This is a genomic window from Halomonas kalidii, from assembly GCF_030010475.1.
GTDB classification, from domain to species: Bacteria; Pseudomonadota; Gammaproteobacteria; order Pseudomonadales; family Halomonadaceae; genus Halomonas; species Halomonas heilongjiangensis.
On the sequence record NZ_JASCQN010000025.1, the window covers coordinates 26368 to 48122 of the forward strand.

Sequence of the window (21755 nt, forward strand, 5' to 3'; positions counted from 1 at the left end):
GTGGCCTGAGACGACCCGCCTTCGCCTCGGCAGGGAACGAGACTTGCGCTCTTGCGTCCGATCAAATGACGCCTTGTCGGGGCGCTGCTAGGATGGGGCCATCCGTCACGCCCGTGACAGGGTGCCGGCCGTCGTGCCGGCTCCCGCTGCCTGGAAGGCGCCATGAAGAAGATCCGACCCGATGTCGATGCGCTGGACGACACCCTCTCGCCGCTCAAGCTGAAACGCGTGGGCATCGACACCTATCGCGAGAACGTCGCCTACCTGCACCGTGACTGCGCGCTGTATCGCGCCGAGGGCTTCCAGGCGCTCTCCAAGGTCGAAGTGCGTGCCAACGGCCAGCGCATCCTGGCGAGCCTCAACGTGGTCGACGACACCGCTATCGTCGGCTGCGGCCAGCTCGGCCTCTCGGAGGACGCCTACGCCTCGTTGGGGGTGGCGGAGGGCCAACCGGTGAGTGTCGCCCAGGCCGAGCCGCCGGCCTCGATTCCCGCCCTGCATCGCAAGCTCGCCGGTGAGCGGCTCTCCCGGGATGACTTCCGCGACATCATCCGCGACATCGCCGAGCTGCGGTATTCCAAGATCGAACTGACTGCCTTCGTGGTCGCCTGTGACCGCGGCGAACTCGACCGCGAGGAGGTGTTCTACCTCAGCGACGCCATGAGCCGGGTCGGGCGTCGGCTCGACTGGCACGAGCACCCGGTGGTCGACAAGCACTGCATCGGCGGCATCCCCGGCAACCGTACCTCCATGCTGGTGGTGCCCATCGTCGCCGCCCACGGCCTGCTCTGCCCCAAGACCTCGTCGCGGGCGATCACCTCGCCTTCGGGCACCGCCGACACCATGGAGGTGCTGGCCAACGTCGACCTGCCCTTCGATGAGCTGGGCGACATCGTGCGCACCCATCGGGGCTGCCTGGCCTGGGGCGGCACCAGCCAGCTCTCGCCCGCCGACGATGTGCTGATCTCGGTGGAGCGGCCGCTGGCCATCGACTCGCCCGGCCAGATGGTCGCCTCGATCCTCTCCAAGAAGGCCGCCGCCGGCTCCAGCCATCTGCTGCTCGACATCCCCGTGGGGCCCCACGCCAAGGTGCGCTCGATGCCCGAAGCCCGGCAGCTGCGCCGGCTGTTCGAGTTCGTCGCCAAGTGCATGGGACTGACCCTGGACGTGGTGATCACCGACGGCAGTCAGCCGATCGGCCGTGGCATCGGCCCGGTGCTCGAGGCCCGCGACGTGATGCGCGTGCTCGCCAACCACCCCGAGGCGCCCATGGATCTGCGCCAGAAGTCGCTGCGCCTGGCGGGGCGGATGCTGGAGTTCGACCCCGACGTGCGCGGCGGTGACGGTTTCGGCATCGCCCGGGACATCCTCGATTCCGGCCGGGCACTGGAGAAGATGCAGGCGATCATCCGCGCCCAGGGCGAGAAGCCCTTCGACCCCGACGACCCGCCGCTGGCGCCCCAGAGCTACGAGGTCGTGGCGCCCGCGGCCGGCGTGGTCATCGCCATCGACAACCTCAAGCTGGCGCGCATCGCCCACCTGGCCGGTGCCCCCATGGCCGCCGGTGCCGGGATCGATGCGTTCGTGCGCATCGGCGATACGGTAGGGACCGGCCAGCCGCTCTACCGCGTCTATGCCGCCTACCGCAATGAGCTTGCCTTCGCCCACCGCTCCAGCGAGCGCGACAGCGGCATCACCCTCGGCCGCGCCGACGAGATCACCCGCTTGAACGTGGAGTTCTGATGACCACCGTACTGCTCCATTTCCCCGACCAGGCGGTCCCCGCCTCCCGCCTGGCCGAGGCGGCGGGCCTTCCCGCCCACGCCGTCGACCGCCACCGCTTCCCCGACGAGGAGCTCAAGCTCACTCTGCCCTTCGCCGAGGCCGGCACCTTTCCCGACACCCTGGTGATCTACCGCAGCCTCGACCGCCCCAACGACAAGCTGATCGAGCTGTTGCTGCTCGCCCGCCATGCCCGCCGCCAGGGCGTGCGCCGCCTGGTGCTGGTGGCGCCGTACCTGGCCTACATGCGCCAGGACATCGCCTTTCACCCCGGCGAAATCGTCAGCCAGACCATCGTCGGCGGCTTTCTCGCCGAGCTGTTCGATGCCGTGATCACCGTGGACCCGCACCTGCACCGCATCGACCGTCTCGACCAGGCGATCCCCATCGAGCATGCCATCGCGCTTTCCGGCGCACCGCGCCTGGCCGAGCTGGTCGCCAGCAAACGCCACGAGGCGCTGCTGATCGGCCCCGACGAAGAGGCGCTGCAGTGGGTGCAGGGGGCCGCCGAGGTCACCGGCTTCGACTACGACGTATGCCGCAAGGTGCGCCACGGCGACCGGGAGGTGGAGATCCAGCTCCCCGACCTGGCGCTTACCGATCGCCAGGTGGTGCTGATGGACGACGTCGCCAGTTCCGGCCACACCCTCGCCCGTGCCGCCGAGCAAGTGCTCGCCGCCGGCGCCGCCTCGGTCGACGTGGCCATCACCCACGCGCTGTTCGCCGGCGATGCGCTGGCGGTAATCGATGCCGCCGGCGTGGGGGAGGTCTGGAGCACCGACTGCATCGCCCACGAGAGCAATGCCATCGCCATGGCGCCGGTGCTGGCGGAGGCGTTGGATCGGGTGTTGGGGCCGGCGGGATAAAGCCACCATCATGCCGCACCGCCCCTCTTGGACGAGGCGATCACCTGCCTGTCACGCACCATCTACAGGGAGGCCAAGGGAGGGCACGCCGGTTGCTTCCGTATCGGCTTCACCCCATCGCCCCGGCGTTGCCATCCCAGGTCGCATCACCGTCGCCATATCCAGTAGCGCCCACCCATCGGGCCGGGGCGCTCGTTGATGATCGGCTGTTCATCGGCGGGAAGCCGGATGATCGGATGGGGCCGGCGCGGGTGCTCCCCGATTTCCAGCAGCCGGCGGATGCGCTCGCTGGTCGGCGGGTGGGTGCGTAGCCAGTCGAGCCAGGCGGGGTTGTTGTGGCCGTAAATCGCCGTCAGCCAACTGCCGTGGTAGCGCTCCAGGATGTCCAGGGCCGAGGCGAGGCCGTGAGGGTCGCCGGTGAGGGCGGCAGCTTCCAGGTCGGCGGTGTATTCGCGGTTGCGCGAGAGCGCGAGCTGGAGCAGGGTGCTGAGGGTCGGGGCCAGCGCCACCAGCAGCAGCGGCCGCCAGGGGAAGGCCAGCTCCCCCGCCATGACCAGCGGCAGCATCAGCAGCAGGCTGACCTGCACCACGGTCGTGATCCAGAGGGTGAGCCGGGTCATGGCGGCCGCCAGCGACATCACCCGGGTGTCGTCGTGTTGCAGATGGCTCACCTCGTGGGCGAGCACGCCGGCCAGCTGGCGCAGGTCGAGCGTCCTGAGCAGGCCGTCGGTGATGGCGATGCCGCCGTCGCGGCGGGTGCCGACGGCGAAGGCGTTGAGGTCGCGCGTCGGGGAGTAGTAGAGCTGGGGCGCCATCTCCAGTCCGGCGCGCCGATAGAGAACATCGAGAACCCGGTAGAGTTGCGGGGCATGGTGACGGCGCAGCAGGCCGGCGTTGGAGCTGGCCAGGATCATCCGGGCCGGCATCCAGCTGCTGAGATATACGGCCACCATCACCGCCACGAAGCCCATGATCACGCCGGCGGCACCGGAGAGGAAGTAGCCCGGCACGGACATGACCAGCGCCAGGCTGGCCATGATCAGCAGGGTCTGCAGGCCATTCTTGAGGCGGCTGCGCCAGAGCTTGTGCGGTCTGAGTGACATGGTGACCCTCGTTTCCGGCCGAGGTGGACATCGATTCGTGCTCGACTACCCCACGATATCCGTATTTCGGGGCGGCGGAACAGCTCGGGCAGATCGGCGGGCCGGCGTCGCCGACCTCGGCTACGCTCAAGGCGTGCCCCACCCCTGACCCACCGCAGAAGGAGTGCCTCATGAGCACCCTCATCAACGAGCGCGACCTGGCCTCCTCCCGGGACTGCCCGGTCATCGATGGCCAGCGCCAGGTGCAGCATGTCGCGCCGCGTTCCGCCGATGTCGGCGGCATTCCCGTCAACCGGGTGCTGCCCTCGCGACAGCGCCGCCTGGTGGGCGCCTGGTGCTTCCTCGATCATGCCGGGCCCGCGGTCTTCAAGGGCGGTGCCGCGGGGCTGCGCGTTGGGCCGCATCCCCATATCGGCCTGCAGACCTTCACCTGGATGATCGAGGGGGAGGTGCTGCATCGCGACAGCCTCGGCCACGAGCAGGTGATCCGCCCCGGCCAGGTCAACCTGATGACCGCAGGGCGGGGCATCAGCCATACCGAGGAGTCGGTACCCGGCGAGACCCACCTGCATGCGGCCCAGCTGTGGATCGCCTTGCCCGCGGCCGACCGTCATACCGACCCGCGCTTCGACCACTACCCGGAGCTGCCCCACTGGCGGCAGGCGAGCGTCGAGCTGACTCTACTCACCGGCGAGTTCGCCGGCCATCGGGCGCCGACGCTTGCCTTCTCGCCGCTGGTGGGGCTGGACCTGACCAGCCGGGACGCGGCCACCCTACGGCTGCCGCTGCGTCACGAGTTCGAGTATGGCCTGCTGCCCCTGGAGGGCGGGCTCGAGATCGAGGGCGACACCTTCGTGCCCAACGAGCTGGCCTACCTGGGGCGTGGTCGCGATGACGTCACACTGGGCCTGCCGGCGGGTGGGCGGGCCATCCTGGTCGGCGGCGAACCGCTCGGCGAGGAGGTGCTGATCTGGTGGAACTTCGTCGGCCACAGCAAGGCGGAGATCGCCGAGGCCCAGCGCGACTGGGAGGCCGGCAGCGAGCGCTTCGGCAGCATTCCGCGGTTCGACGGCGAGCGACTCATGCCGCCGCCGCTGCCCTGGAAGGTCTAGCCGGGGAGCCGCCCGGGGCATGGCCGCGCCGGGGCAAGAGGCGGGAGGTAAGCCCCGTTGCCCCGGGTTTTCTAAAGTATGGTGTCGGCTGGACGATATCCTTGTGGACGCCCCCGAACAGGGGGATTGGCAAGGAGGCAAGTTCAGATGAATCTCACCATCGGGGTGGTGTTGCTCGCCGGCCTGGCGCTGTTTCTCGCCCTGGCATGCGTGGCGCTGCTCTATGTCATGGGTAGACCCGCCGGCACCCAGGAGAAGGAGACGGTGCTCCGGGAGCGCCCGGTCGCGAAGGCGGTGTCCGGGGACGCGGGGCGGTCGGTAATCGAGGCACCGACCGTTCAGCCGCCGTCAAGACCTGCCGTTCAGCCGCCATCCAGGCCGGCCGGGCGCGCGCTCCGGCTCCAGGCAACGCCCGACCGGGGCGTGCAGCAGTGCCTGTTCGTGGTGCTTGACAGGCCGGGGGAGGCGACCAACCGCGGGCTCGCCGGGCTGCTGCAGGATGCCGGTGCCCAGTACGACCCGACGCTGGGGGTCTACCAGGTTCCGGCGACGCGGACCGGCTACCAGCTCACCATCGCCAGCTCCTCGCCGCCCGGTACACTGCCGCCGCTGCACGAAGGGGGCGAGCAACCCGTCGTCGGCGGCGTGTCGATACTGGTCAAGTTCATCAACAAGCGCCGCGTGGCCCGCAATCCGGAGGCCCTGATCCGGTTCACGCAGTCGGTCGCCGATCTGGGCGGGCAGATACTGGATGCCGACCGCCGGGTGGTCACGCCCGATGCCATCGAGCGGCTTCGCCATGGTACGCTCTGAGGGGTAGACGTCGACATCGACCGAGGATCCCCGGCGAGCGGAGTTCCCATGCGCGACTGGCCCCGCCTCAAGGTCTACTACGACGCCGTCTGCCCCATCTGCCGACGGGAGCGGGCGCGCTATGAGCGTTGGGCCGGTGACGCGGCGAGTTCGGTGGAGTGGGTCGACGTCACCGCCAACGAGGACACCCTGCGTGCCGCAGGGGGCGATCCCGACGAGGCGCTGCTGTCGCTCCACGTGGAGGACCACCGGGGGCGAATCGTGCATGGCATCGATGCCTACATCCTGCTGATGCGACGGGTGCCACGGCTCGAGCCGCTTGCCTGGTTGCTTGGCCTGCCGGGCCTCAAGCCGATTCTGGAGTGGGCCTACCGCCGCTGGGTGCGGCGGCGGCTCGCCCTGGAAGGGCGGCTCCCGTGACCCGGGGCCGCTGCGCCGTCTTCCCCGGATGCGGCCCTATACTTTGCTGACGATCAGGGCGGCGTTCACCCCGCCGAAGCCAAAGCCGTTGCACAGGACGTGCCGGGTGACCTGGTCACGCGCCGCCCCGGGCACGAAGTCCAGGTCCCGCATGTCGGCGTCGGGGGTCTCCAGGTTCAGGGTCGGGGGGAGCCGGTCGTGCATCACCGCCAGGCCGGAGAAGATGCTTTCGATCCCGCCGGCGGCGCCCAGCAGGTGGCCGGTGGCCGACTTGGTGGAGGAGATCGGGATGCCCGCGAGCCGATCTCCGAACACGCTCCTGAGCGAGGCGATCTCGGCACGGTCGCCCACGGGCGTCGAGGTGGCGTGGGCGTTGATGTAGCCGATCTCCTCGGGCGATAGCTGCGCCATGCGCAGGGCGGCGCGGATGGCCGCGGCGGCGCCGGCTCCGTCTTCCGGTCCGGCGGTGATGTGGTAGGCGTCGGCGCTGGTGCCGTACCCGCTGAGGATCGCAAGCGGCGTGGCACCACGCGCCTCGGCGTGCGCCAGGGTCTCGATCACCAGCAGACCCGCTCCCTCGCCGATCACGAAGCCGTTGCGTGCCTGGTCGAAGGGCCGCGAGGCGCGGGTGGGCTCATCCCGTTCGGTGGAGAGCGCCTTCAGCGCGTGGAAGCCGGCCAGCGAGAGCGGGTCGACACAGGCCTCGGCGCCGCCGACCAGGGCGACATCGGCCTCGCCGCTGCGCAACAGGCGCATGCCGTCGCCGATGGCCTGGAGGCCCGCCGCGCACGCCGTCACCGGGCAACCCAGCGGCCCCCGGAAACCGTACCGGATGGAGAGGTTGCCCGCCGCCATGTTGGCCAGGAAGGCCGGCACGGTGAAGGGGGAGAGGCGCCGGTAGCCGCGCTGCACCAGGGTGTCCTGCGCCTGGGTGATGGTGGGAAGGCCGCCGATTCCCGTGCCCACGATGGTTGCGGTGGCCCGCTGTTCGGCCTCGTCCTCGGGGAACCAGCCGGCCTGGGTCAGCGCCTGCTGGGCGGCGGCCAGGGCGTAGAGGCTGAACAGCTCCAGCTTGCGGCGCTCCTTGCTGTCGGCGACCCGGTCGAGGTCGAAGCCGGCCTCGGTGTCGTCGCCGATCGTGGGGACCAGCCCCGCGATCTTGATCGGCAGATCGCCGGTGTCGAAGCGGGTGATCGGGCCGATGCCCGAACGCCCCTCGAGCAGGCGGCGCCATGCTGCCTTGACGCCGCATCCGAGGGGACTGATCATGCCCATGCCCGTGATGACGATCGGTGATTCCATGGTGTCTCCTGAAGGTCTAGGGTCGCGGCCAACCTAGCATCGGGCTAGATATGATCAAGATAATATTCAGTCTCGTGACGGCGAGGTGGTCATGCCATATTCAGCAGCGCACAAGGCGAGATCCCGGGAGCGCATCCTGACGTCCGCCACCGAGTTGTTCTGTCGCTATGGCTTCGACAAGGTCTCCATCGGGCAGATCATGAAGCTGGCGAAGATGACCCATGGCGCCTTCTATGCCCACTTCGCATCGAAGGAGGCCCTCTACAATGCCTCCATCCATGAAACCCTGGAGGGCAGCCGCGCAGCGCGACTGGTCAAGGGGCCCTTGTCAGTGAAGCACCTGACGGCCCTGGTGGCCAACTACTGGAACCTCCAGGAACTGGAGCGCAAGCACAAGCCGGGGCCGGAAACGGTGCTGTTCAATGAGATAGGCAATGAGAACGCCGAAATCAGGACCCTGTTCGAGGCCTCCTACCAGCGCATGAGGAAGATGCTGGAAACCCGGCTCATCGCCTTGAGCCGCCTGAAGAAACTGCCCTTCGAGCCCGACCGCCAGGTCATCGCCGAGAAGTCCCGTGCCATCCTCGCCTCCCTGGTGGGCGCCGTCGCCATCGCCAAGAGCCTGCCCGAGGAAGAGGAGCGGCGGAACATCCTCGAGGCCGCCCAACGGCAGATCCTGCTGATGCTCGGCGTCAAGGAGAGCGAGCTGGATGGCATGCTCACTGCCGTTGGCCAAGGCGACTGAGGTCGGCGCGTGCCCGGGGCGGCGACGGGGGAGCCTCGACCGGGCCTCCGGTGACCCGCGCCGCTGCCAGGCGGCGTCCCCCGGGATCGCGATCGTGCAGGAGGCGCCCCTCGTCACCCCCGGATCTCGGCGATGACCTCGCCGGTCTCCTCGCTCAGCCCCGTCTCCTGAAAGCCGAGGCTGGCGTAGAAGTCCCGGGCGATCTGGTTGGTGGGCACATAGCAGATCGCGATCCGCTCGAAGGGGCCCTGTGCCCTGATCTCATCCAGCACGCACTGCATGGCCCTGTGCCCGATGCCTCTTCCCTGATGGTGTCGGTCGACCATGAGACGGAAGATGTTGTAGGCAGGCGGCAGGTCGTCGTGGTCGAAGGATTCGTACATGAGAAAGCCGACCACTTCCCCGTCGCAATAGATGGCGCGAGGCTGATAGGTCGGATGGAAGCTCGATTCGGCAATGGAGTACAGGTTGTCAGCGACATAGTCACGCTGCGATGTCGCTACCTCCAGTGCAATGACGGCCTCGAAGTTCTCGCGGGTGACGTCCTTCAGTGCTATGTCCATCGTATGCTCCTCCTTTTGGGGGCATCACCCGCCGCATGGGCAGAGGCGTCGCGGCCGCTCAGCGGGGGCCCGGTGCACCGGACTCCCCGGGGATCGCGATCGTCTGGTGCACCTCCCCCAGCCGCGGGCTGTAGACCCTCACTCGTACCTCTCCCTCGCCCTGTATCACCCAGCGTGCCCGCGCCTGGTGGCTGCTGCCGCGTGAGCGCTGGAACCAGGGCATATGGGCGGTGTCGCCCAGCCCGCGGCCCCAGCCGTCCAGGTGACCCAGCACCTGGCGGGCCTGGCCGGGGGCGTGCAGCCGGCAGCCCACGGCGCTGGCCGTGGCCTCCACGCCGCTGTTCCAGGGCCGTTCGCGGGCGGCCTGCACCCCGTGACTAGGCAGGTAGCCGTGATTGGCGACCGTCACCTCCAGCTCCCGGTAGCCGTCACCCAGCGGCGTGCAGTGCACCGCCTCGATCACCAGCCGCGGCATGAGGGAGGCGACCTGCAGCCAGTAGGCGGTGAGGCCGTCGCAGATCGCCGGCAGGATCTCCGGTGGCGGATTCCAGATGCCGATGCTCGGGTCCAGCCCGCCGACCTCGACCGCCCCCAGTTGCGGATGGTCCAGGGGTTGCCAGGGGTGGAACAGGCGCTGCCGATTGTTGATGAGGTCCCACTGTGCCAGTCGCCCCATCTCCTCGCGGCCGAGGGCCGTGTAGTGGTCGATGAAGCGCTCGGGCCGGGGGCGGCCGAGCCGGTGGAAGAGGTCCCAGAGCTCGCAGACTTGGGCCACGCAGCCCCGCTGGTGGTAGGCGAAGTCGGTGAGGTCGCCATGCAGTGGGGTGTCCGGCTCGTAGGTGAACTCCTCGAAGCCGCTGACGGTGGGGTAGCCGACCAGCGACTGCCCCCAGGCGGCCAGTTGCCGGTAGAGCGCGAGGTCGTGCTGGTCCATGCAATTGTCATGGGCATCGGCGAGTGGACGGATGAACACGCCGCCGAAGGTATGCAGGTTCAGCCAGGCAAAGAGGTTGGGGTGGGCGAGGGCGAAATCGATGACGGCACGGGGCTCGGGTTCGGCGCCGGGGCAGTGGCCGGCGCCGAGCTGGTCGGGCTCCGGCCGCCAGCCCCAGGGGAAGTGGCGGTTGAAGTCCGGCGTATCGCGCAGCGCGTCGGGCTCGGGAATCGTCACGCCGTCCCAGTGTTCGATCACGCCCTCGGGGTAGAGTCGCCAGTAGGGCGGCGGGTCCTCCACCCGGCGCGGCAGCATCAGGCCGGGGTGGTCGGGCGACTCGACGAAGTCGCCGGCCTCGTCGTGCCGGCGCAGGTAGCGGCAGTGGCCGTCGCCATCCAGGTCTCGGGCGAGCCAGTGGGGCCTGGCGGGGCTGTCCGGGGTGCGCCGCGGGGCGGAGCGCACGAAACCGCCCTGCCGGAGCACCTGCTCGGCACCGTCCGGCGAGATGCGCGGACAGACGTAGAACAGTACCTCGCGCAGGAAGCGGCACTGGTGCTCCGGCCAGCCGCCGGGCAGGGCCTCGGGAGCGAGGTGCAAGGCCAGGGCCGCCTCGGCCACGGCCAGGGCGACGCTGGAGCCGGCCAGCTCGGTACCGTGCATGTTGCCGTCCACCCAGACCCCGGGACGTCGGCGCTCCGGCTCGGGGCCGATGGTCAGTACCCAGATGTCGCGCCCCTGCGGGGTGGTGGCGATGCTCTGCAGGCGTGCCAGCTGCGGGAAGGCCTGGGCCCACTCCTCGAGCTGTCGCGTCAGCGCCTCGTGGGTCAGGTAGAGATGACGAAAAGGGCCATCGAGTGCGTCCAGCGCCATGCCGTGCCTCCGTCGCTGTCAGTCGGGTTCCCCCGCGGGATGCCCCTCACGCTCGCGGGCCTCGGTCGCCGAGCCGGTCCAGCGTGTCGATCAGCCGCCCGCAGATGGCGTCCAGCTTCTGCTGCTGGCCGTCGCTTGCCAGGCTGCCGTCGTCATCGAAGGCTTCCTTGGCCCTGGCGACGGCGAGCTGATCCGGCAGCACCGTCACGCCGATATTGCCCAGCAACTGGCGGATCAGCGCCAGGCTGCGGATGCCGCCGAGCCCGCCGGGGGAGGCGGAGACCACCGCGGCGATTCGGCCCTGAAACAGCTTGAGCCCGCTGTCGCCTTCATGGGGGCGAGTGAGCCAGTCGATGGTGTTCTTGAGCAGCGGGGTGATGAAGCCGTTGTATTCCGGCGAGGCGATCAGCAGCCCCTGGTGCTCGGCCAGCAGCCTGCGCAGCGCCAGGGCGTTCTCGGGCAGGCCGCTCTCGGCCTCCAGGTCGCCGTCGTAGAGCGGCATCGGGTAGTCGCGCAGGTCGATGAAGGTGGGCTCGCCGCCCAGCGCCTCGATGCGGTCGGCGGCCAAGCGGGCCAACTGCTTGTTGAAGGAGTCTTCCCGGGCACTGCCGGCGAAGACCAGGATGCGGGGCAGAGTCGTGCGGTCGGTCATGTCCTCGGGCTCCATGGGCAGGTGTCTCCATCTTGACGGGCTTCCCTAGCAAGAGTGGCCGTCATGGGCCGTCTGCGCCAGGCGGGTCGCGGCCTGGCAAGAGGGGGCAGGGCGACGTACTCTACTCGCACGGTCCTGCCTCAGGAGTCTCACGAATGGACATGTACATGCAGGCAGCCCTCGAGGAGGCCCGCCAGGGGCTCGCCGAAGGGGGAATTCCCATCGGCTCGGTGCTGGTACACCGGGGGGGATCATCGGCCGGCGGGTGCAGCTGGGCAGCGCGGTGCTGCAGTCGCCCGAGTGCATCGCGTTGATGGAGGGCTTCATCCGGGAGTCGCCGGCGCTATGGAACGAGGATATCGACGAATAACCCCGGTCCGGGCGGATCTCGTTGCCTGGCCGGTGTGGCTGGTGCTCTGGGCGTGGCTGGCCTGGCTACTGCCGGGACCCGCCATGGCCCAGGACGACTGGCTACGCGATAGCTGGCGCGAAGTGATCGCTGGCTCCCCCTTCGACGAGCCCCTGCAGGTCGACTCGCAGGCGCGCAGCCATTCGGTCAGCGGCAGCGTCCACGCCCGGGTCCATCAGCCCTTCGAGCGTCTCGTCGACGAACTCTCATCGCCCGCGGCCTGGTGCGAGATCCTCTTCCTGCATCTCAACGTCAAGGGCTGCCTTCACGGGCCGGGAGGGAGTACCGAGGGCACCGCCCTGGCGCTCTTCGTGGGGCGCCAGGACCAGGTCGACCCGGCGCATGCCGAGCGCCTCGATCTGCGGTGGCGGATCGTGACACGGCAGCCGCGTTACCTGGACGTGGCACTGGAGGGGGACGAAGGGCCTTACGGCACTCGCGCCTTTCGCCTGCAGTTGCGGGTGGTACCCGATGACGAGGACCACAGCCTGGTCCAGCTGCGCTACTCCCTGGTCTTCGGTATGGCGGCTCGCCTCGCCCTGCGTGGCTATTTCACCTTCGGCGGGCGCGATCGTGTGGGCTTCACCCTGGAAGGCACGGGAGCGGGCGGTCAGCCGATCCATGTGGGCGGCACCCGGGGCATGATCGAGCGCAACGTCATGCGTTTCTACCTGGCGCTGGAAGCGCATCTGGATACCCGCACGCTGCCCGAGACCGAACGCCTTGAGGCCAGCCTGGATCGCTGGTTCACCCTGACGATGCGCTACCCCCGCCAGCTCTTCGAGATCGACCGGGCCTCCTACCTCGACCAGAAGCGGCGCGAGTACGAGCACCAGCAGGCCCTGGCCGGGGAAGAGGCGCAGGGGGGCCGATAACGGAGGCCTGCACCGATGGCTTTCCCACGTCGCGACGCGACCGATACGACCCTGTGGCTGACCGGGGATGTGATGACCGGGCGCGGCATCGACCAGATACTGCCCCACCCCGGCGATCCCCGACTCTTCGAGTCGTACATGACGTCGGCCATCGGCTATGTGTCGCTGGCCGAACGCGCGACCGGCCCCATCCCCCGGCCCCGGGACTTCTCCTACATCTGGGGCGAGGCCCTGGAGGAACTCGACCGCCTGGCGCCGGACCTGCGGCTGGTCAACCTGGAGACGGCGGTCACCACCAGCGACGACGCCGAGCCCAAGGGTATCAACTACCGCATGCACCCGGCCAACCTGCCCGTGCTGAGTGCCGCCGGGGTGGAGGGCTGCGTCTTGGCCAACAACCATGTGCTCGACTGGGGGCCGGATGGCCTCGTCGAGACCCTGGAGGTGCTCGAAGGTGCCGGCTTGCGCACCGTGGGGGCCGGGCGCCGCCGTGCAGAGGCGCTGGCGCCGGTGCCCTTCGGCGTGCCGGGGGGCCGGGTGTGGCTGCTGGCCCTGGGGGCCCCCAGCAGCGGCATCCCCGGGGCCTGGGCGGCCACCGATGAGCGGCCCGGCATCCACCTGTTGCCCGAGCTCACGGCCGAGGCCGTGGGTGCCATTGCGGCCGAGATCGCCAGGTGTCGGGAGCCGGGGGACCTCGCCGTGGTCTCGCTGCACTGGGGCGTCAACTGGGGCTACGAGATTCCTCGCGCGCATCGGCGCTTCGCCCATCGGCTCGTCGACGAGGCCGGCGTCGATCTCGTCTGGGGACACTCCTCGCACCATCCGCTGGGCATCGAGGTGCACCGCGGCAAGCTGATCCTCTACGGCTGCGGCGACCTGATCAACGACTATGAAGGCATCTCCGGGCACGAGGACTTCCGCAGTGATCTGGTGCTGCTCTACTTGCCGACGCTGGGGCTGGCCGATGGCCGCCTGGCGCGGCTGGTCCTGGTGCCCATGCGGCTACGTCACTTTCGCCTGAACCGGGCCACACCCGACGAGGCGCAGTGGCTCGGCCGGATGCTGAACCGGGAAGGGCGGCGGTTCGGCACCGGGGTTCGACTCGACAGGCACGGGCGGCTGGTCCTCGAGTGGCGTTGATGGTCCGGTGGCGAGGCGGAGGCCCTGGCGCCGGCCCCGCCGTTCGTGGCAGCCTGTCTCGACCCCGTGCCCGGGAGCCCTTCACCGGGGCCCTGGGCCAGCACGGCCCCCTGGCCGGCATGTGGCGGGTAGACGAGGTCCGAATCCGATGGCGGGCACCCGGCCTGGTCGGGTGCCCATGCGTCCTGCAGTGAAATGGAGATCAAGATGAGCTTTCAGGGTGAGCAGTATCCCGGCGTGCAGTCGCCGACCGCGGAGTCCGACGGCTTTCGCCTCAACCACACCATGCTGCGGATCAAGGAGCCGGAGAGGGCGCTGGCCTTCTATACCCGGGTGTTCGGCCTGCGTGTGCTGCGCCGGCTGGATTTCGAGGAGATGCAGTTCTCGCTCTATTTCCTGGCTCGGCCGGAGGCCGGCGAGCGCGTGCCCGAAGCGACCGGCGAGCGCACCGTGTGGACCTTCGGCCAGCGCGGCGTGCTGGAGCTGACCCACAACTGGGGCACCGAGGAGCAGGTGGACTTCGCTTACCACGACGGCAATGCCGAGCCCCAGGGCTTCGGCCATATCTGCTTCTCGGTGCCCGACCTCGAGGCGGCCGAGGCCTGGTTCGACGCCAACGACGTCGAGTTCGTCAAGCGCTCGGACCAGGGCAAGATGAAGAACGTGGTCTTCGTCAAGGACCGCGATGGTTACTGGATCGAGGTGGTCCAGGCCGACCGGCTTGCCGCCCTGGGCGACTGACGCCGTCTGCCCGAGCCCGGCGTCGTGATCCGAGAAGTCGCTTGCGTGCCACCTGCTGGGGTGGCCGGCCCCGTTCCCTGCGTTCGCCGGGTCAGTCCGGGGGTGGCCCGACGAAGGCGCCGCGGTGAAAGCCCGCCGCGGCCTCGACCTCGGCGATGCCACGCTGGCCGGGTTCCGGCGGTTCGTCGCCGGCCAGCACCCGCAGCACCGACCTGACGCCGCGTGACAGCGAGATCAGGTTGTAGCCGCCCTCCAGCACGAAGACCAGGCGTCCCTGGCAGTGCCGGCGGGCCAGGGTCTTGAGGATGCCGGTCATGGCGGCGAAGCCGTCATAGGAGACCTCCATGGCCAGGTCATGGCTGTGCGGATCGAAACCGGTCGAGACCAGGATCAGGTCGGGCTGGAACCACTCGGTCGCCGGTACCAGGATCTCGCGAAAGGCCTTGAGGTAGGCGGCGTCGCCTGCGTCGGCGGGGAGGGGGATATTGACGTTGGTGCCATCCCCCAGGCCCATGCCGATCTCCTCGAGGCTCCCCGTGCCGGGATAGAAGGGGGCGGCGCGGTGCAGGTCGCAGAACAGCACATGCGGGTCGGCCCAGAAGATATCCTGGGTGCCGTTGCCGTGATGGGCATCCCAGTCGACGATCATCACTCGACTGCAGTCCAGTGCTGCGCGGGCATGAGCGGCGGCCACCGCCACGTTGTTGAACAGGCAGAAGCCGCGGGCGCGCACCGGCTCGGCGTGGTGACCGGGGGGTCTCACCAGCGCGAAACTGCTCGCGGCCCTTCCCTCGACGACGGCCTCGACGGCGGCAATCGCCGTGCCGGCGGCCACCTCGGCGGCGTCGACGCTACCTGGCGACACGGCCGTGGTGTCCACATCCAGCCAGGCGCTCTGGCCGCGAAGCTCGAAGATATGGTCCAGGTAGGAACTGGTGTGCACGCGGCCCAGCTGCTCCCGCGTCGCCGCCTTGCCCGGCTCGAAGGTCACGCCGGGAACCGGCTCGAGTTCCAGAAGATGCCGGATGGCGGTGAGTCTGGCGGGGTGTTCTGGATACTTCCAGGGGACCCCCAGCCCCGACAACAGTGAGCGAATACGCTTGTCCATGCGACCCGGCAGGAAAGGCGCCTCGATATCCGGCTCATGGGCCAGCATCCGCTCGTCATAGAAGGCGATCACGCTGTTCTCGTCGGTCACGATGCAAGCTCCATGGGTGTGCAGCGAAAAGGCGATTCAGGCAACTGCCTGGCTACAGCATAGACGGGGCAGGGTAGTGGGGGAACGGGTGTCGTCGAACTCACTCGGTGGCCAGGCACTCCGGCAGGCTGTCGCGCAGGGCACGAGGCGTGATGCCCAGGTCGTCGAAGGTGCCGGTGCCGTCGTCGACGATGTTGTCCCGCTGCATCAGGATCACCTGGTCGCGGGTCAGGGGAGGGTTGGGCAGGACCGAGGCCAGCGCCGCCAGCGTCCGCCAGGCGACGAAGGGCACCGGCAGCAGCCGTCGGTCGCGTTTCCGGTGGGCCAGTACCAGCTCGAGGATCTCGCGGTAGCGCATCACGTCCGGCCCGCCCAGCTCGAACAGGCGCCGCTCGGTGAGCGGCTCGCCGAGCAGCCGGATCAGGGCCCGGGCGACGTCCACCACATGCACCGGTTGCAGCCGGGTCTCGCCCTGGCCGAACAGCGGGATCAGCGGCAGGCGGGTGAGCCCGGCGAGGGTGGAGAGGAAGGCGTCGCCCGGGCCGAACAGCACGCTGGGGCGCACGATGATCGCCCTGGGCAGGGCGTCGAGCACCGCGGCTTCGCCGCGGGCGCGGGCGCGCACGTAGGCCGAATCCGAGTGCGGGGAGGCGCCGATGCCGGAGATCTGCACCAGGCGTTCGATATCGGCCCGTCTGGCCAGGCGTGCCAGGCGGCTCGCGCCGTCCACATGGATGGCCTCGAAACTCGCCTGGCGGGTCGGCACGTACAGGCTCACCGCATTGACTGCGGCACTGGCCCCGGCGAGGGCGGCGGCGGTACTGGCTTCGTCACGGATATCGGCGCTGGCGAGTTCGAGTCGGTCGCCGTCCTCGGCCCAGTCGGGCAGGGCCGGGTGGCGGGCGGCGATGCGTACCGTCTGGCCGGCATCCACCAGCTCGCGGACGATGGCGCGGCCCAGGAAACCGGTACCACCGAAGACCGTGATCGGGCCCCGGGTCATGGCGATGCCTCCTGCATCAGCAGTGTGCCTTGAGCCTCAGCCGCACATAGTCGGCCGTCCAGTTGCCGTGGCTGTCGCACAGGCTGGGGGCCAGCCAGGCGAGGGCATCTTCCAGCACCGCCTCGCGAACGTCGTCGTCCAGGCCATGCAGAAAGGGGTTGGCGAAGGTGGCGAGCCAGCCGGCCATGCCGGTGGGCAGTGGCGTGGGGCGTGGAAGCAGTTCGATGGTCTCGACCGTGAAGCCGGCGGCCTCCAGGCAGGAGCGATACTCTTCGGTGGTGGGAAAGTACCAGGGGAAGCGGGCCTTGCCGCTGATGCCGCGGGTATGCAGCGCCGCGAGCAGAGCAGTGCAGATGGCGGCGACATTGCCGTGGCCGCCGAACTCGGCGACGAAGCGCCCCCCCGGCTTCAGCGCCCGCCTCACGCCGGCGACCACGGCCTCATGGTTGAGCATCCAGTGCAGGGCGGCGTTGCTGAAGACGGCATCGAACTCGTGGTCGAAGGGCAGGTGGTGGGCATCCACCAGCCGGGCATCCAGTCCGCGAGCCCGGGCGGCATCGACCATGTCGGCCGCGCCGTCGACCCCGACGAGGGTGGCGCCGGACTCGGCCAGGGCTTCGGTCAGGGTGCCGTCACCACAACCCAGGTCGAGGATACACTCGCCGGGGCGTGGCGCCAGCAGTTCGGCCACGGCGCTCCCCAGCGCCGGCACGAAGTCGGCGTGTTGGGCATAGCCGCGGGCATTCCAGTTCTGGCCGGGGGCATTGTGCGGGATATCGGTCATGGGCGGCTCCGTGACGGGGGCAGGTTTCGTGCCTTGCTGGTCTCAGGTTAACCCATTACCGGTCGCCGGCCATCAGCTCGCGGATCAGCGGCGGGGTCTCGATAGTGAATGAGAATGATTGGCGTTCTTGATGGGATCGGCGCTGATCATGCCGGCATCCTGCCACTTGCGCGCGAGAAGTGGCCGGGGGGCTTCACATCGAAATCATACAGGACTAAAATGGTCCCCAATCGATCGCGGGAGCGTCCAGGCCCGCGCCCCTGAGGAGTCACGCATGCTCAAGCTCTCACGGCTGACCGATTATGCCGCGGTGGTGATGGCCCAGATCGCCCGGCATCCCGAGCAGTCGCATGCGGCGGCGGAGCTCGCCGAGGCGGTGCAGCTGCCGCATCCCACGGTCAGCAAGACCCTGAAGATGCTGGTCAAGGCGGGGCTGCTGGAGTCGCACCGCGGCGCCCAGGGGGGGTACTCCCTGGCGCGACCGGCTTCCCGGATCACCGCCATCGACATCATCACCGCCATCGAGGGGCCGGTGGCGATGACCGAATGCAGCCACGCCGAGGGCGACTGTGATCTCGCCGCCACCTGCGGGGTCGCCGACAACTGGCAGCGCGTCTCACTGGGGGTGCGCACCCTGCTCGACAGCGTGACGCTGGCCCACCTGGCCGATACCACGCCGATCAAGCTGCCGGTGCAGCTACCCATACAGAGCGTGAGCCTGGCCGCCGACACGGCCTGAGCCCACCGAACCGGATTCATTACCCGAGGCGAGCACGGCTCGCCGACCCAACCGCCCGGGAGGGGAAGCATCATGGCAAGTCAGGAAATGGAACAGCTCGTCCGTCGCGACTACAAGGAAGGGTTCGTGACCGACATCGAGAGCGATACGGTTCCGCCCGGTCTCGACGAGAGCACCATCGCCTTCATCTCGAACAAGAAGGGCGAGCCGGAGTGGATGCTCGAGTGGCGCCTCAAGGCCTACCATCAGTGGCTGAAGATGACGCCGCCGTCCTGGGCGCACCTGGACTATCCGCCCATCGACTACCAGGCGATCTCCTACTACAGCGCACCGAAGCGCCCGGAGGACCGCCCCCAGAGCCTCGACGAGGTCGACCCCAAGCTGCTCGAGACCTACGAGAAACTGGGCATTCCGCTGCACGAGCGGGCGGCGCTCGCCGGGGTGGCGGTGGATGCGGTGTTCGACTCCGTCTCGGTGGCCACCACCTTCAAGGAGAAGCTCCACGAGGCGGGGGTGATCTTCTGCTCGATCTCCGAGGCGATCCGCGAGTACCCGGAGCTGGTCAAGCAGTACCTGGGCACGGTGGTGCCCCAGGGCGACAACTATTTCGCGGCGCTCAATTCGGCGGTGTTCACCGACGGTTCCTTCGTGTTCGTGCCCGAGGGGGTGACCTGCCCGATGGAGCTCTCGACCTACTTCCGCATCAACGCCGCCAACACCGGCCAGTTCGAGCGCACCCTGATCATCTGCGAGAGCCGCGCCCAGGTGTCGTACCTGGAGGGCTGCACCGCGCCGATGCGCGACGAGAACCAGCTGCATGCCGCGGTGGTCGAGCTGGTGGCCCTGGAGGATGCCTACATCAAGTACTCCACGGTGCAGAACTGGTACCCCGGCGACGAGGACGGCAAGGGCGGCATCTACAATTTCGTCACCAAGCGTGGCGATTGCCGCGGCGACCGCTCGCGGATCAGCTGGACCCAGGTAGAGACGGGCTCCGCGATCACCTGGAAGTATCCCTCCTGCGTGCTGCGCGGGAAGGACAGCATCGGCGAGTTCTACTCCGTGGCGGTGACCAATGGCCGCCAGCAGGCCGATACCGGCACCAAGATGATCCATATCGGCGAGGGCACCCGCTCCTACATCGTCTCCAAGGGTATCTCCGCCGGGCGCGCCAATCAGTCCTATCGCGGGCTGGTCAAGGTGGGGCCGCGGGCGAAGAATGCGCGCAACTTCACCCAGTGCGACTCCCTGCTGATCGGTGACAAGTGTGGCGCCCACACCTTTCCCTACCAGGAGATCGGCAACAGCAGCGCCACCGTCGAACACGAGGCGACCACCTCGAAGATCGGCGAGGACCAGCTGTTCTACTGCCAGAGCCGCGGCATCTCCGAGGAGGATGCGGTCAGCATGATCGTCAACGGCTTCTGCAAGGACGTCTTTCAGGAATTGCCCATGGAGTTCGCCGTCGAGGCCGAGGCGCTGCTGAACGTGACCCTCGAGGGGGCCGTCGGCTAGGCCGCCGCGGACACCATCGCACCTATCGCGTCGCGCGGGCGGCGCAAACCGGATCAAAGGTAATCAACATGCTCGAAGTCAAGGATCTGCACGTCACGGTCGAGGGTTCCGAAATCCTCAAGGGCCTCAATCTGACCGTCAAGGCCGGGGAAGTTCACGCCATCATGGGCCCCAACGGGGCCGGCAAGTCGACCCTGTCCGCGGTGATCGCCGGCAAGGATGGCTACGAGGTGACCGCCGGCTCCATCACCTTCGAAGGCCGGGACGTCCTGGAGATGGAGATCGAGGAGCGGGCCCAGGCCGGGCTGCTGCTGGGCTTCCAGTACCCGGTGGAGATCCCCGGGGTCAAGAACATCTACCTGCTCAAGGCGGCACTCAACGCCCAGCGTGCGGCCCGCGGCGAGGGGGAGATCCCGGCGCCGGAGTTCATGAAGCTTATCAAGGAGAAGATCGCCTTCATGAAGATGGACACCAGCTTCCTGCAGCGCGCCGTCAACGAGGGGTTCTCCGGCGGCGAGAAGAAGCGCAACGAGATCCTGCAGATGCTGGTGCTCCAGCCGCGGCTGGCGATGCTCGACGAGATCGATTCCGGCCTCGATATCGACGCCATGCGCGTGGTCGCCGACGGCGTCAACAGCCTGCGTGCCGAGGATCGCGGGATTCTGCTGGTGACCCACTACCAGCGCCTGCTGGACTTCGTGGTGCCCGACAAGGTCCACGTGCTGGTCGACGGCCGCATCGTCAAGAGCGGGGACGCCGAGCTGGCCCGTGAGCTCGAGGCCCGCGGCTACGAGTGGCTGCTGGAGGAAACTGCCGCATGAGCGATGTTCAGAACGATGTGACGCGCTTCCTCGACCGTCTGGCCGAGCGCGCCGCTGCACGAGGGCCCGAACCGACCTGGATCGCCGCCCGCCGTCAGGCCGGCGCCGCCCGCTTCGAGGCCATGGGCTTTCCCCATCGCCGCGTCGAGCAGTGGAAGTACACCGACGTGCGTGCCATCGCCCGGGGCGACTTCGCCCTGGCCGCCGACGGCGAGTTTTCCCAGGCCTCGGCGGCGGCCCTGACGCTGCCCATCGAGGCGCACCGCCTGACCTTCGTCGACGGGATCTTCTCCGCGGCGCTCTCCCGCCTCGACGACCTGCCCACCGGCGTGCGGCTGCTGCCGCTGTCACAGGCGCTGGCCGAGAATCACGAGGCCGTGGGCGGTCCGCTGGGGAGGCTCACCGGGGTCGAGTTCTCGCCCTTCTCGGCGCTCAACACCGCCTTCATGGAGGAGGGTGCCGTATTGCGCCTGGCGCCGGGCACCGTGGTCGAGAAGCCGATCATCCTGCAGTTCCTCTCCCGGGCCGGCGAGGCGCCGGTGATGAGCCACCCGCGCATCCTGGTCGAGGCGGGCGGGCGCAGCCAGGCCACGGTGATTGAGCACCACGTGGGCGAGGAGGCCGCGGCCAACTTCACCAACCTGGTGGAGGAGATCATGCTGGATCGCGGCGCCATCCTGACCCACTACAAGCTGCAGGAGGCGCCGCTCGGTGACCTGCACGTGGCCAGCATCCAGGTGGAGCAGGCCCGCGACAGCCGCTTCACCTCGTTCAACCTGAACCTCGGTGGTGGCCTGGTGCGCACCGACCTGGTGGCGGACCTCAACGGCCAGGGGGCCGAGACCCATTTCAACGGCCTCTTCTACGGCCAGGGGCGCCAGCACGTGGACAATCACACCCTGGTCAACCACAACGCACCCCACACCTTCTCCAACGAGAACTACAAGGGCATTCTCGACGACCGCGCCCATGGCGTGTTCAACGGCAAGGTGATCGTCAAGCGCGACAGCCAGCAGATCGAGGCCTACCAGAACAACGCCAACCTGCTGCTCTCCGACCGCGCCGAGATCGACACCAAGCCCGAACTCGAGATCTATGCCGACGACGTCAAGTGCTCCCACGGCGCCACCACCGGCCAGCTCGACGAGGAGGCGATCTACGCCCTGCGCACCCGCGGCATCGACGAGCAGACCGCCCGTGGCCTGCTGACCCTGGCCTTTGCCGGGGAGGTGATGGAGCAGGTGGACCTCGATGCCGTGTCCGAACGGGTCGAGCTGGCCGTGGCCGGCAAGCTGCCCGAGCGCTTCAACCTGGCCGGCCTGGTGGAAACCGCCGTGGCATTCGGCGAGGAATGAGGAGAGGAATCAG

The 21755-nt window shown here is 68.7% G+C and carries 21 protein-coding genes; 13 read left to right on the forward strand and 8 right to left on the reverse strand.

Annotation, left to right across the window (positions count from 1 at the left end; translation table 11 throughout):
- Nucleotides 1-162: 162 nt before the first annotated feature.
- Nucleotides 163-1743 carry a thymidine phosphorylase family protein gene (locus tag QLQ85_RS04780; RefSeq protein ID WP_282737948.1) on the forward strand — a complete coding sequence of 527 codons (1581 nt, stop codon included), beginning with the start codon at nucleotides 163-165 and terminating at the stop codon, nucleotides 1741-1743.
- Nucleotides 1743-2648: a ribose-phosphate diphosphokinase gene (locus QLQ85_RS04785; protein ID WP_282737949.1), complete on the forward strand. Its 906-nt coding sequence runs from the start codon at nucleotides 1743-1745 to the stop codon at nucleotides 2646-2648. The genes QLQ85_RS04780 and QLQ85_RS04785 overlap by 1 nt, the downstream gene beginning before the upstream one ends.
- 146 nt (nucleotides 2649-2794) lie before the next feature.
- On the opposite strand, the gene QLQ85_RS04790 is transcribed toward QLQ85_RS04785, so the two are convergent.
- Entirely contained in the window at nucleotides 2795-3751 is a 957-nt protein-coding gene (locus QLQ85_RS04790; protein WP_282737950.1) for a zinc metalloprotease HtpX, read from the reverse strand.
- A 170-nt stretch (nucleotides 3752-3921) separates the two neighbouring features.
- Between QLQ85_RS04790 and QLQ85_RS04795 the strand changes: the two genes are divergently transcribed.
- The 3 genes from QLQ85_RS04795 (at nucleotide 3922) to QLQ85_RS04805 (ending at nucleotide 6096) form a co-directional block, all read left to right on the forward strand.
- Nucleotides 3922-4863, forward strand: a complete 942-nt coding sequence (locus QLQ85_RS04795) for a pirin family protein (RefSeq protein WP_282737951.1) — start codon at nucleotides 3922-3924, stop codon at nucleotides 4861-4863.
- Nucleotides 4864-5010: 147 nt separating this feature from the next.
- The gene (locus QLQ85_RS04800) at nucleotides 5011-5676 is read left to right on the forward strand and encodes a cell division protein ZipA C-terminal FtsZ-binding domain-containing protein (RefSeq protein ID WP_282737952.1); all 666 of its coding nucleotides are present in this window, start codon (nucleotides 5011-5013) and stop codon (nucleotides 5674-5676) included.
- Between the two features lie 48 nt (nucleotides 5677-5724).
- Nucleotides 5725-6096 (forward strand): thiol-disulfide oxidoreductase DCC family protein, encoded by a 372-nt coding sequence (locus QLQ85_RS04805; RefSeq protein WP_282737953.1) that lies wholly within the window; start codon nucleotides 5725-5727, stop codon nucleotides 6094-6096.
- A gap of 36 nt (nucleotides 6097-6132) precedes the next feature.
- Here QLQ85_RS04805 and fabF read toward each other — a convergent pair whose 3' ends face one another.
- Complete coding sequence (gene fabF, locus QLQ85_RS04810) at nucleotides 6133-7398, reverse strand: beta-ketoacyl-ACP synthase II (protein ID WP_282737954.1); 1266 nt, start codon at nucleotides 7396-7398, stop codon at nucleotides 6133-6135.
- 91 nt (nucleotides 7399-7489) lie between these two features.
- On the opposite strand from fabF, the gene QLQ85_RS04815 reads away from it, so the two are divergent.
- Entirely contained in the window at nucleotides 7490-8143 is a 654-nt protein-coding gene (locus QLQ85_RS04815; RefSeq protein ID WP_282737955.1) for a TetR/AcrR family transcriptional regulator, read from the forward strand.
- A gap of 113 nt (nucleotides 8144-8256) precedes the next feature.
- Here the strand turns inward: QLQ85_RS04815 and QLQ85_RS04820 are convergent, their stop codons facing one another.
- Genes QLQ85_RS04820 through QLQ85_RS04830 form a run of 3 tightly spaced genes read right to left on the reverse strand, consistent with a single transcriptional unit; the run spans nucleotide 8257 to nucleotide 11162 of the window.
- Nucleotides 8257-8706: a GNAT family N-acetyltransferase gene (locus QLQ85_RS04820; protein WP_282737956.1), complete on the reverse strand. Its 450-nt coding sequence runs from the start codon at nucleotides 8704-8706 to the stop codon at nucleotides 8257-8259.
- 58 nt (nucleotides 8707-8764) lie between these two features.
- A complete protein-coding gene (locus QLQ85_RS04825; RefSeq protein WP_282737957.1) occupies nucleotides 8765-10510 on the reverse strand; it encodes a M14 family metallopeptidase in 1746 nt (581 codons plus the stop codon).
- Between the two features lie 46 nt (nucleotides 10511-10556).
- Nucleotides 10557-11162, reverse strand: coding sequence for an NADPH-dependent FMN reductase (locus QLQ85_RS04830; RefSeq protein ID WP_282737958.1), 606 nt, complete (start codon nucleotides 11160-11162; stop codon nucleotides 10557-10559).
- Nucleotides 11163-11507: 345 nt separating this feature from the next.
- Between QLQ85_RS04830 and QLQ85_RS04835 the strand changes: the two genes are divergently transcribed.
- From QLQ85_RS04835 to gloA, 3 genes are all read left to right on the forward strand, one after another.
- Complete coding sequence (locus tag QLQ85_RS04835) at nucleotides 11508-12446, forward strand: hypothetical protein (protein WP_282737959.1); 939 nt, start codon at nucleotides 11508-11510, stop codon at nucleotides 12444-12446.
- A gap of 15 nt (nucleotides 12447-12461) precedes the next feature.
- Nucleotides 12462-13586, forward strand: coding sequence for a CapA family protein (locus QLQ85_RS04840; RefSeq protein ID WP_282737960.1), 1125 nt, complete (start codon nucleotides 12462-12464; stop codon nucleotides 13584-13586).
- Nucleotides 13587-13793: 207 nt separating this feature from the next.
- Nucleotides 13794-14327, forward strand: coding sequence for a lactoylglutathione lyase (gene gloA / locus QLQ85_RS04845; RefSeq protein WP_282737961.1), 534 nt, complete (start codon nucleotides 13794-13796; stop codon nucleotides 14325-14327).
- A 91-nt stretch (nucleotides 14328-14418) separates the two neighbouring features.
- Here gloA and QLQ85_RS04850 read toward each other — a convergent pair whose 3' ends face one another.
- The 3 genes from QLQ85_RS04850 to QLQ85_RS04860 form a co-directional block, all read right to left on the reverse strand.
- Nucleotides 14419-15525, reverse strand: coding sequence for a histone deacetylase family protein (locus QLQ85_RS04850; protein WP_282737962.1), 1107 nt, complete (start codon nucleotides 15523-15525; stop codon nucleotides 14419-14421).
- 100 nt (nucleotides 15526-15625) lie between these two features.
- A complete protein-coding gene (locus tag QLQ85_RS04855; protein WP_282737963.1) occupies nucleotides 15626-16528 on the reverse strand; it encodes a complex I NDUFA9 subunit family protein in 903 nt (300 codons plus the stop codon).
- Between the two features lie 16 nt (nucleotides 16529-16544).
- Nucleotides 16545-17312 carry a class I SAM-dependent methyltransferase gene (locus QLQ85_RS04860; protein ID WP_282737964.1) on the reverse strand — a complete coding sequence of 256 codons (768 nt, stop codon included), beginning with the start codon at nucleotides 17310-17312 and terminating at the stop codon, nucleotides 16545-16547.
- 274 nt (nucleotides 17313-17586) lie between these two features.
- Between QLQ85_RS04860 and QLQ85_RS04865 the strand changes: the two genes are divergently transcribed.
- The 4 genes from QLQ85_RS04865 (at nucleotide 17587) to sufD (ending at nucleotide 21742) form a co-directional block, all read left to right on the forward strand.
- Nucleotides 17587-18051, forward strand: coding sequence for an SUF system Fe-S cluster assembly regulator (locus QLQ85_RS04865; protein ID WP_282737965.1), 465 nt, complete (start codon nucleotides 17587-17589; stop codon nucleotides 18049-18051).
- Nucleotides 18052-18123: 72 nt separating this feature from the next.
- Nucleotides 18124-19566: a Fe-S cluster assembly protein SufB gene (sufB, locus tag QLQ85_RS04870; protein WP_282723419.1), complete on the forward strand. Its 1443-nt coding sequence runs from the start codon at nucleotides 18124-18126 to the stop codon at nucleotides 19564-19566.
- A 68-nt stretch (nucleotides 19567-19634) separates the two neighbouring features.
- The gene (sufC, locus tag QLQ85_RS04875; protein ID WP_282723420.1) at nucleotides 19635-20387 is read left to right on the forward strand and encodes a Fe-S cluster assembly ATPase SufC; all 753 of its coding nucleotides are present in this window, start codon (nucleotides 19635-19637) and stop codon (nucleotides 20385-20387) included.
- Nucleotides 20384-21742, forward strand: coding sequence for a Fe-S cluster assembly protein SufD (gene sufD, locus QLQ85_RS04880; protein WP_282737966.1), 1359 nt, complete (start codon nucleotides 20384-20386; stop codon nucleotides 21740-21742). Before sufC ends, sufD begins: the two co-directional genes overlap by 4 nt.
- Nucleotides 21743-21755: the final 13 nt, after the last annotated feature.

Bases quoted from the DNA above. Each gene is read 5' to 3' on its own strand.
- QLQ85_RS04780 (WP_282737948.1), top strand. From the start codon at position 163: ATGAAGAAGATCCGACCCGATGTCGATGCGCTGGACGACACCCTCTCG.
- QLQ85_RS04785 (WP_282737949.1), top strand. From the start codon at position 1,743: ATGACCACCGTACTGCTCCATTTCCCCGACCAGGCGGTCCCCGCCTCC.
- QLQ85_RS04790 (WP_282737950.1), bottom strand. From the start codon at position 3,751: ATGTCACTCAGACCGCACAAGCTCTGGCGCAGCCGCCTCAAGAATGGC.
- QLQ85_RS04795 (WP_282737951.1), top strand. From the start codon at position 3,922: ATGAGCACCCTCATCAACGAGCGCGACCTGGCCTCCTCCCGGGACTGC.
- QLQ85_RS04800 (WP_282737952.1), top strand. From the start codon at position 5,011: ATGAATCTCACCATCGGGGTGGTGTTGCTCGCCGGCCTGGCGCTGTTT.
- QLQ85_RS04805 (WP_282737953.1), top strand. From the start codon at position 5,725: ATGCGCGACTGGCCCCGCCTCAAGGTCTACTACGACGCCGTCTGCCCC.
- fabF (WP_282737954.1), bottom strand. From the start codon at position 7,398: ATGGAATCACCGATCGTCATCACGGGCATGGGCATGATCAGTCCCCTC.
- QLQ85_RS04815 (WP_282737955.1), top strand. From the start codon at position 7,490: ATGCCATATTCAGCAGCGCACAAGGCGAGATCCCGGGAGCGCATCCTG.
- QLQ85_RS04820 (WP_282737956.1), bottom strand. From the start codon at position 8,706: ATGGACATAGCACTGAAGGACGTCACCCGCGAGAACTTCGAGGCCGTC.
- QLQ85_RS04825 (WP_282737957.1), bottom strand. From the start codon at position 10,510: ATGGCGCTGGACGCACTCGATGGCCCTTTTCGTCATCTCTACCTGACC.
- QLQ85_RS04830 (WP_282737958.1), bottom strand. From the start codon at position 11,162: ATGACCGACCGCACGACTCTGCCCCGCATCCTGGTCTTCGCCGGCAGT.
- QLQ85_RS04835 (WP_282737959.1), top strand. From the start codon at position 11,508: ATGGAACGAGGATATCGACGAATAACCCCGGTCCGGGCGGATCTCGTT.
- QLQ85_RS04840 (WP_282737960.1), top strand. From the start codon at position 12,462: ATGGCTTTCCCACGTCGCGACGCGACCGATACGACCCTGTGGCTGACC.
- gloA (WP_282737961.1), top strand. From the start codon at position 13,794: ATGAGCTTTCAGGGTGAGCAGTATCCCGGCGTGCAGTCGCCGACCGCG.
- QLQ85_RS04855 (WP_282737963.1), bottom strand. From the start codon at position 16,528: ATGACCCGGGGCCCGATCACGGTCTTCGGTGGTACCGGTTTCCTGGGC.
- QLQ85_RS04860 (WP_282737964.1), bottom strand. From the start codon at position 17,312: ATGACCGATATCCCGCACAATGCCCCCGGCCAGAACTGGAATGCCCGC.
- QLQ85_RS04865 (WP_282737965.1), top strand. From the start codon at position 17,587: ATGCTCAAGCTCTCACGGCTGACCGATTATGCCGCGGTGGTGATGGCC.
- sufB (WP_282723419.1), top strand. From the start codon at position 18,124: ATGGCAAGTCAGGAAATGGAACAGCTCGTCCGTCGCGACTACAAGGAA.
- sufC (WP_282723420.1), top strand. From the start codon at position 19,635: ATGCTCGAAGTCAAGGATCTGCACGTCACGGTCGAGGGTTCCGAAATC.
- sufD (WP_282737966.1), top strand. From the start codon at position 20,384: ATGAGCGATGTTCAGAACGATGTGACGCGCTTCCTCGACCGTCTGGCC.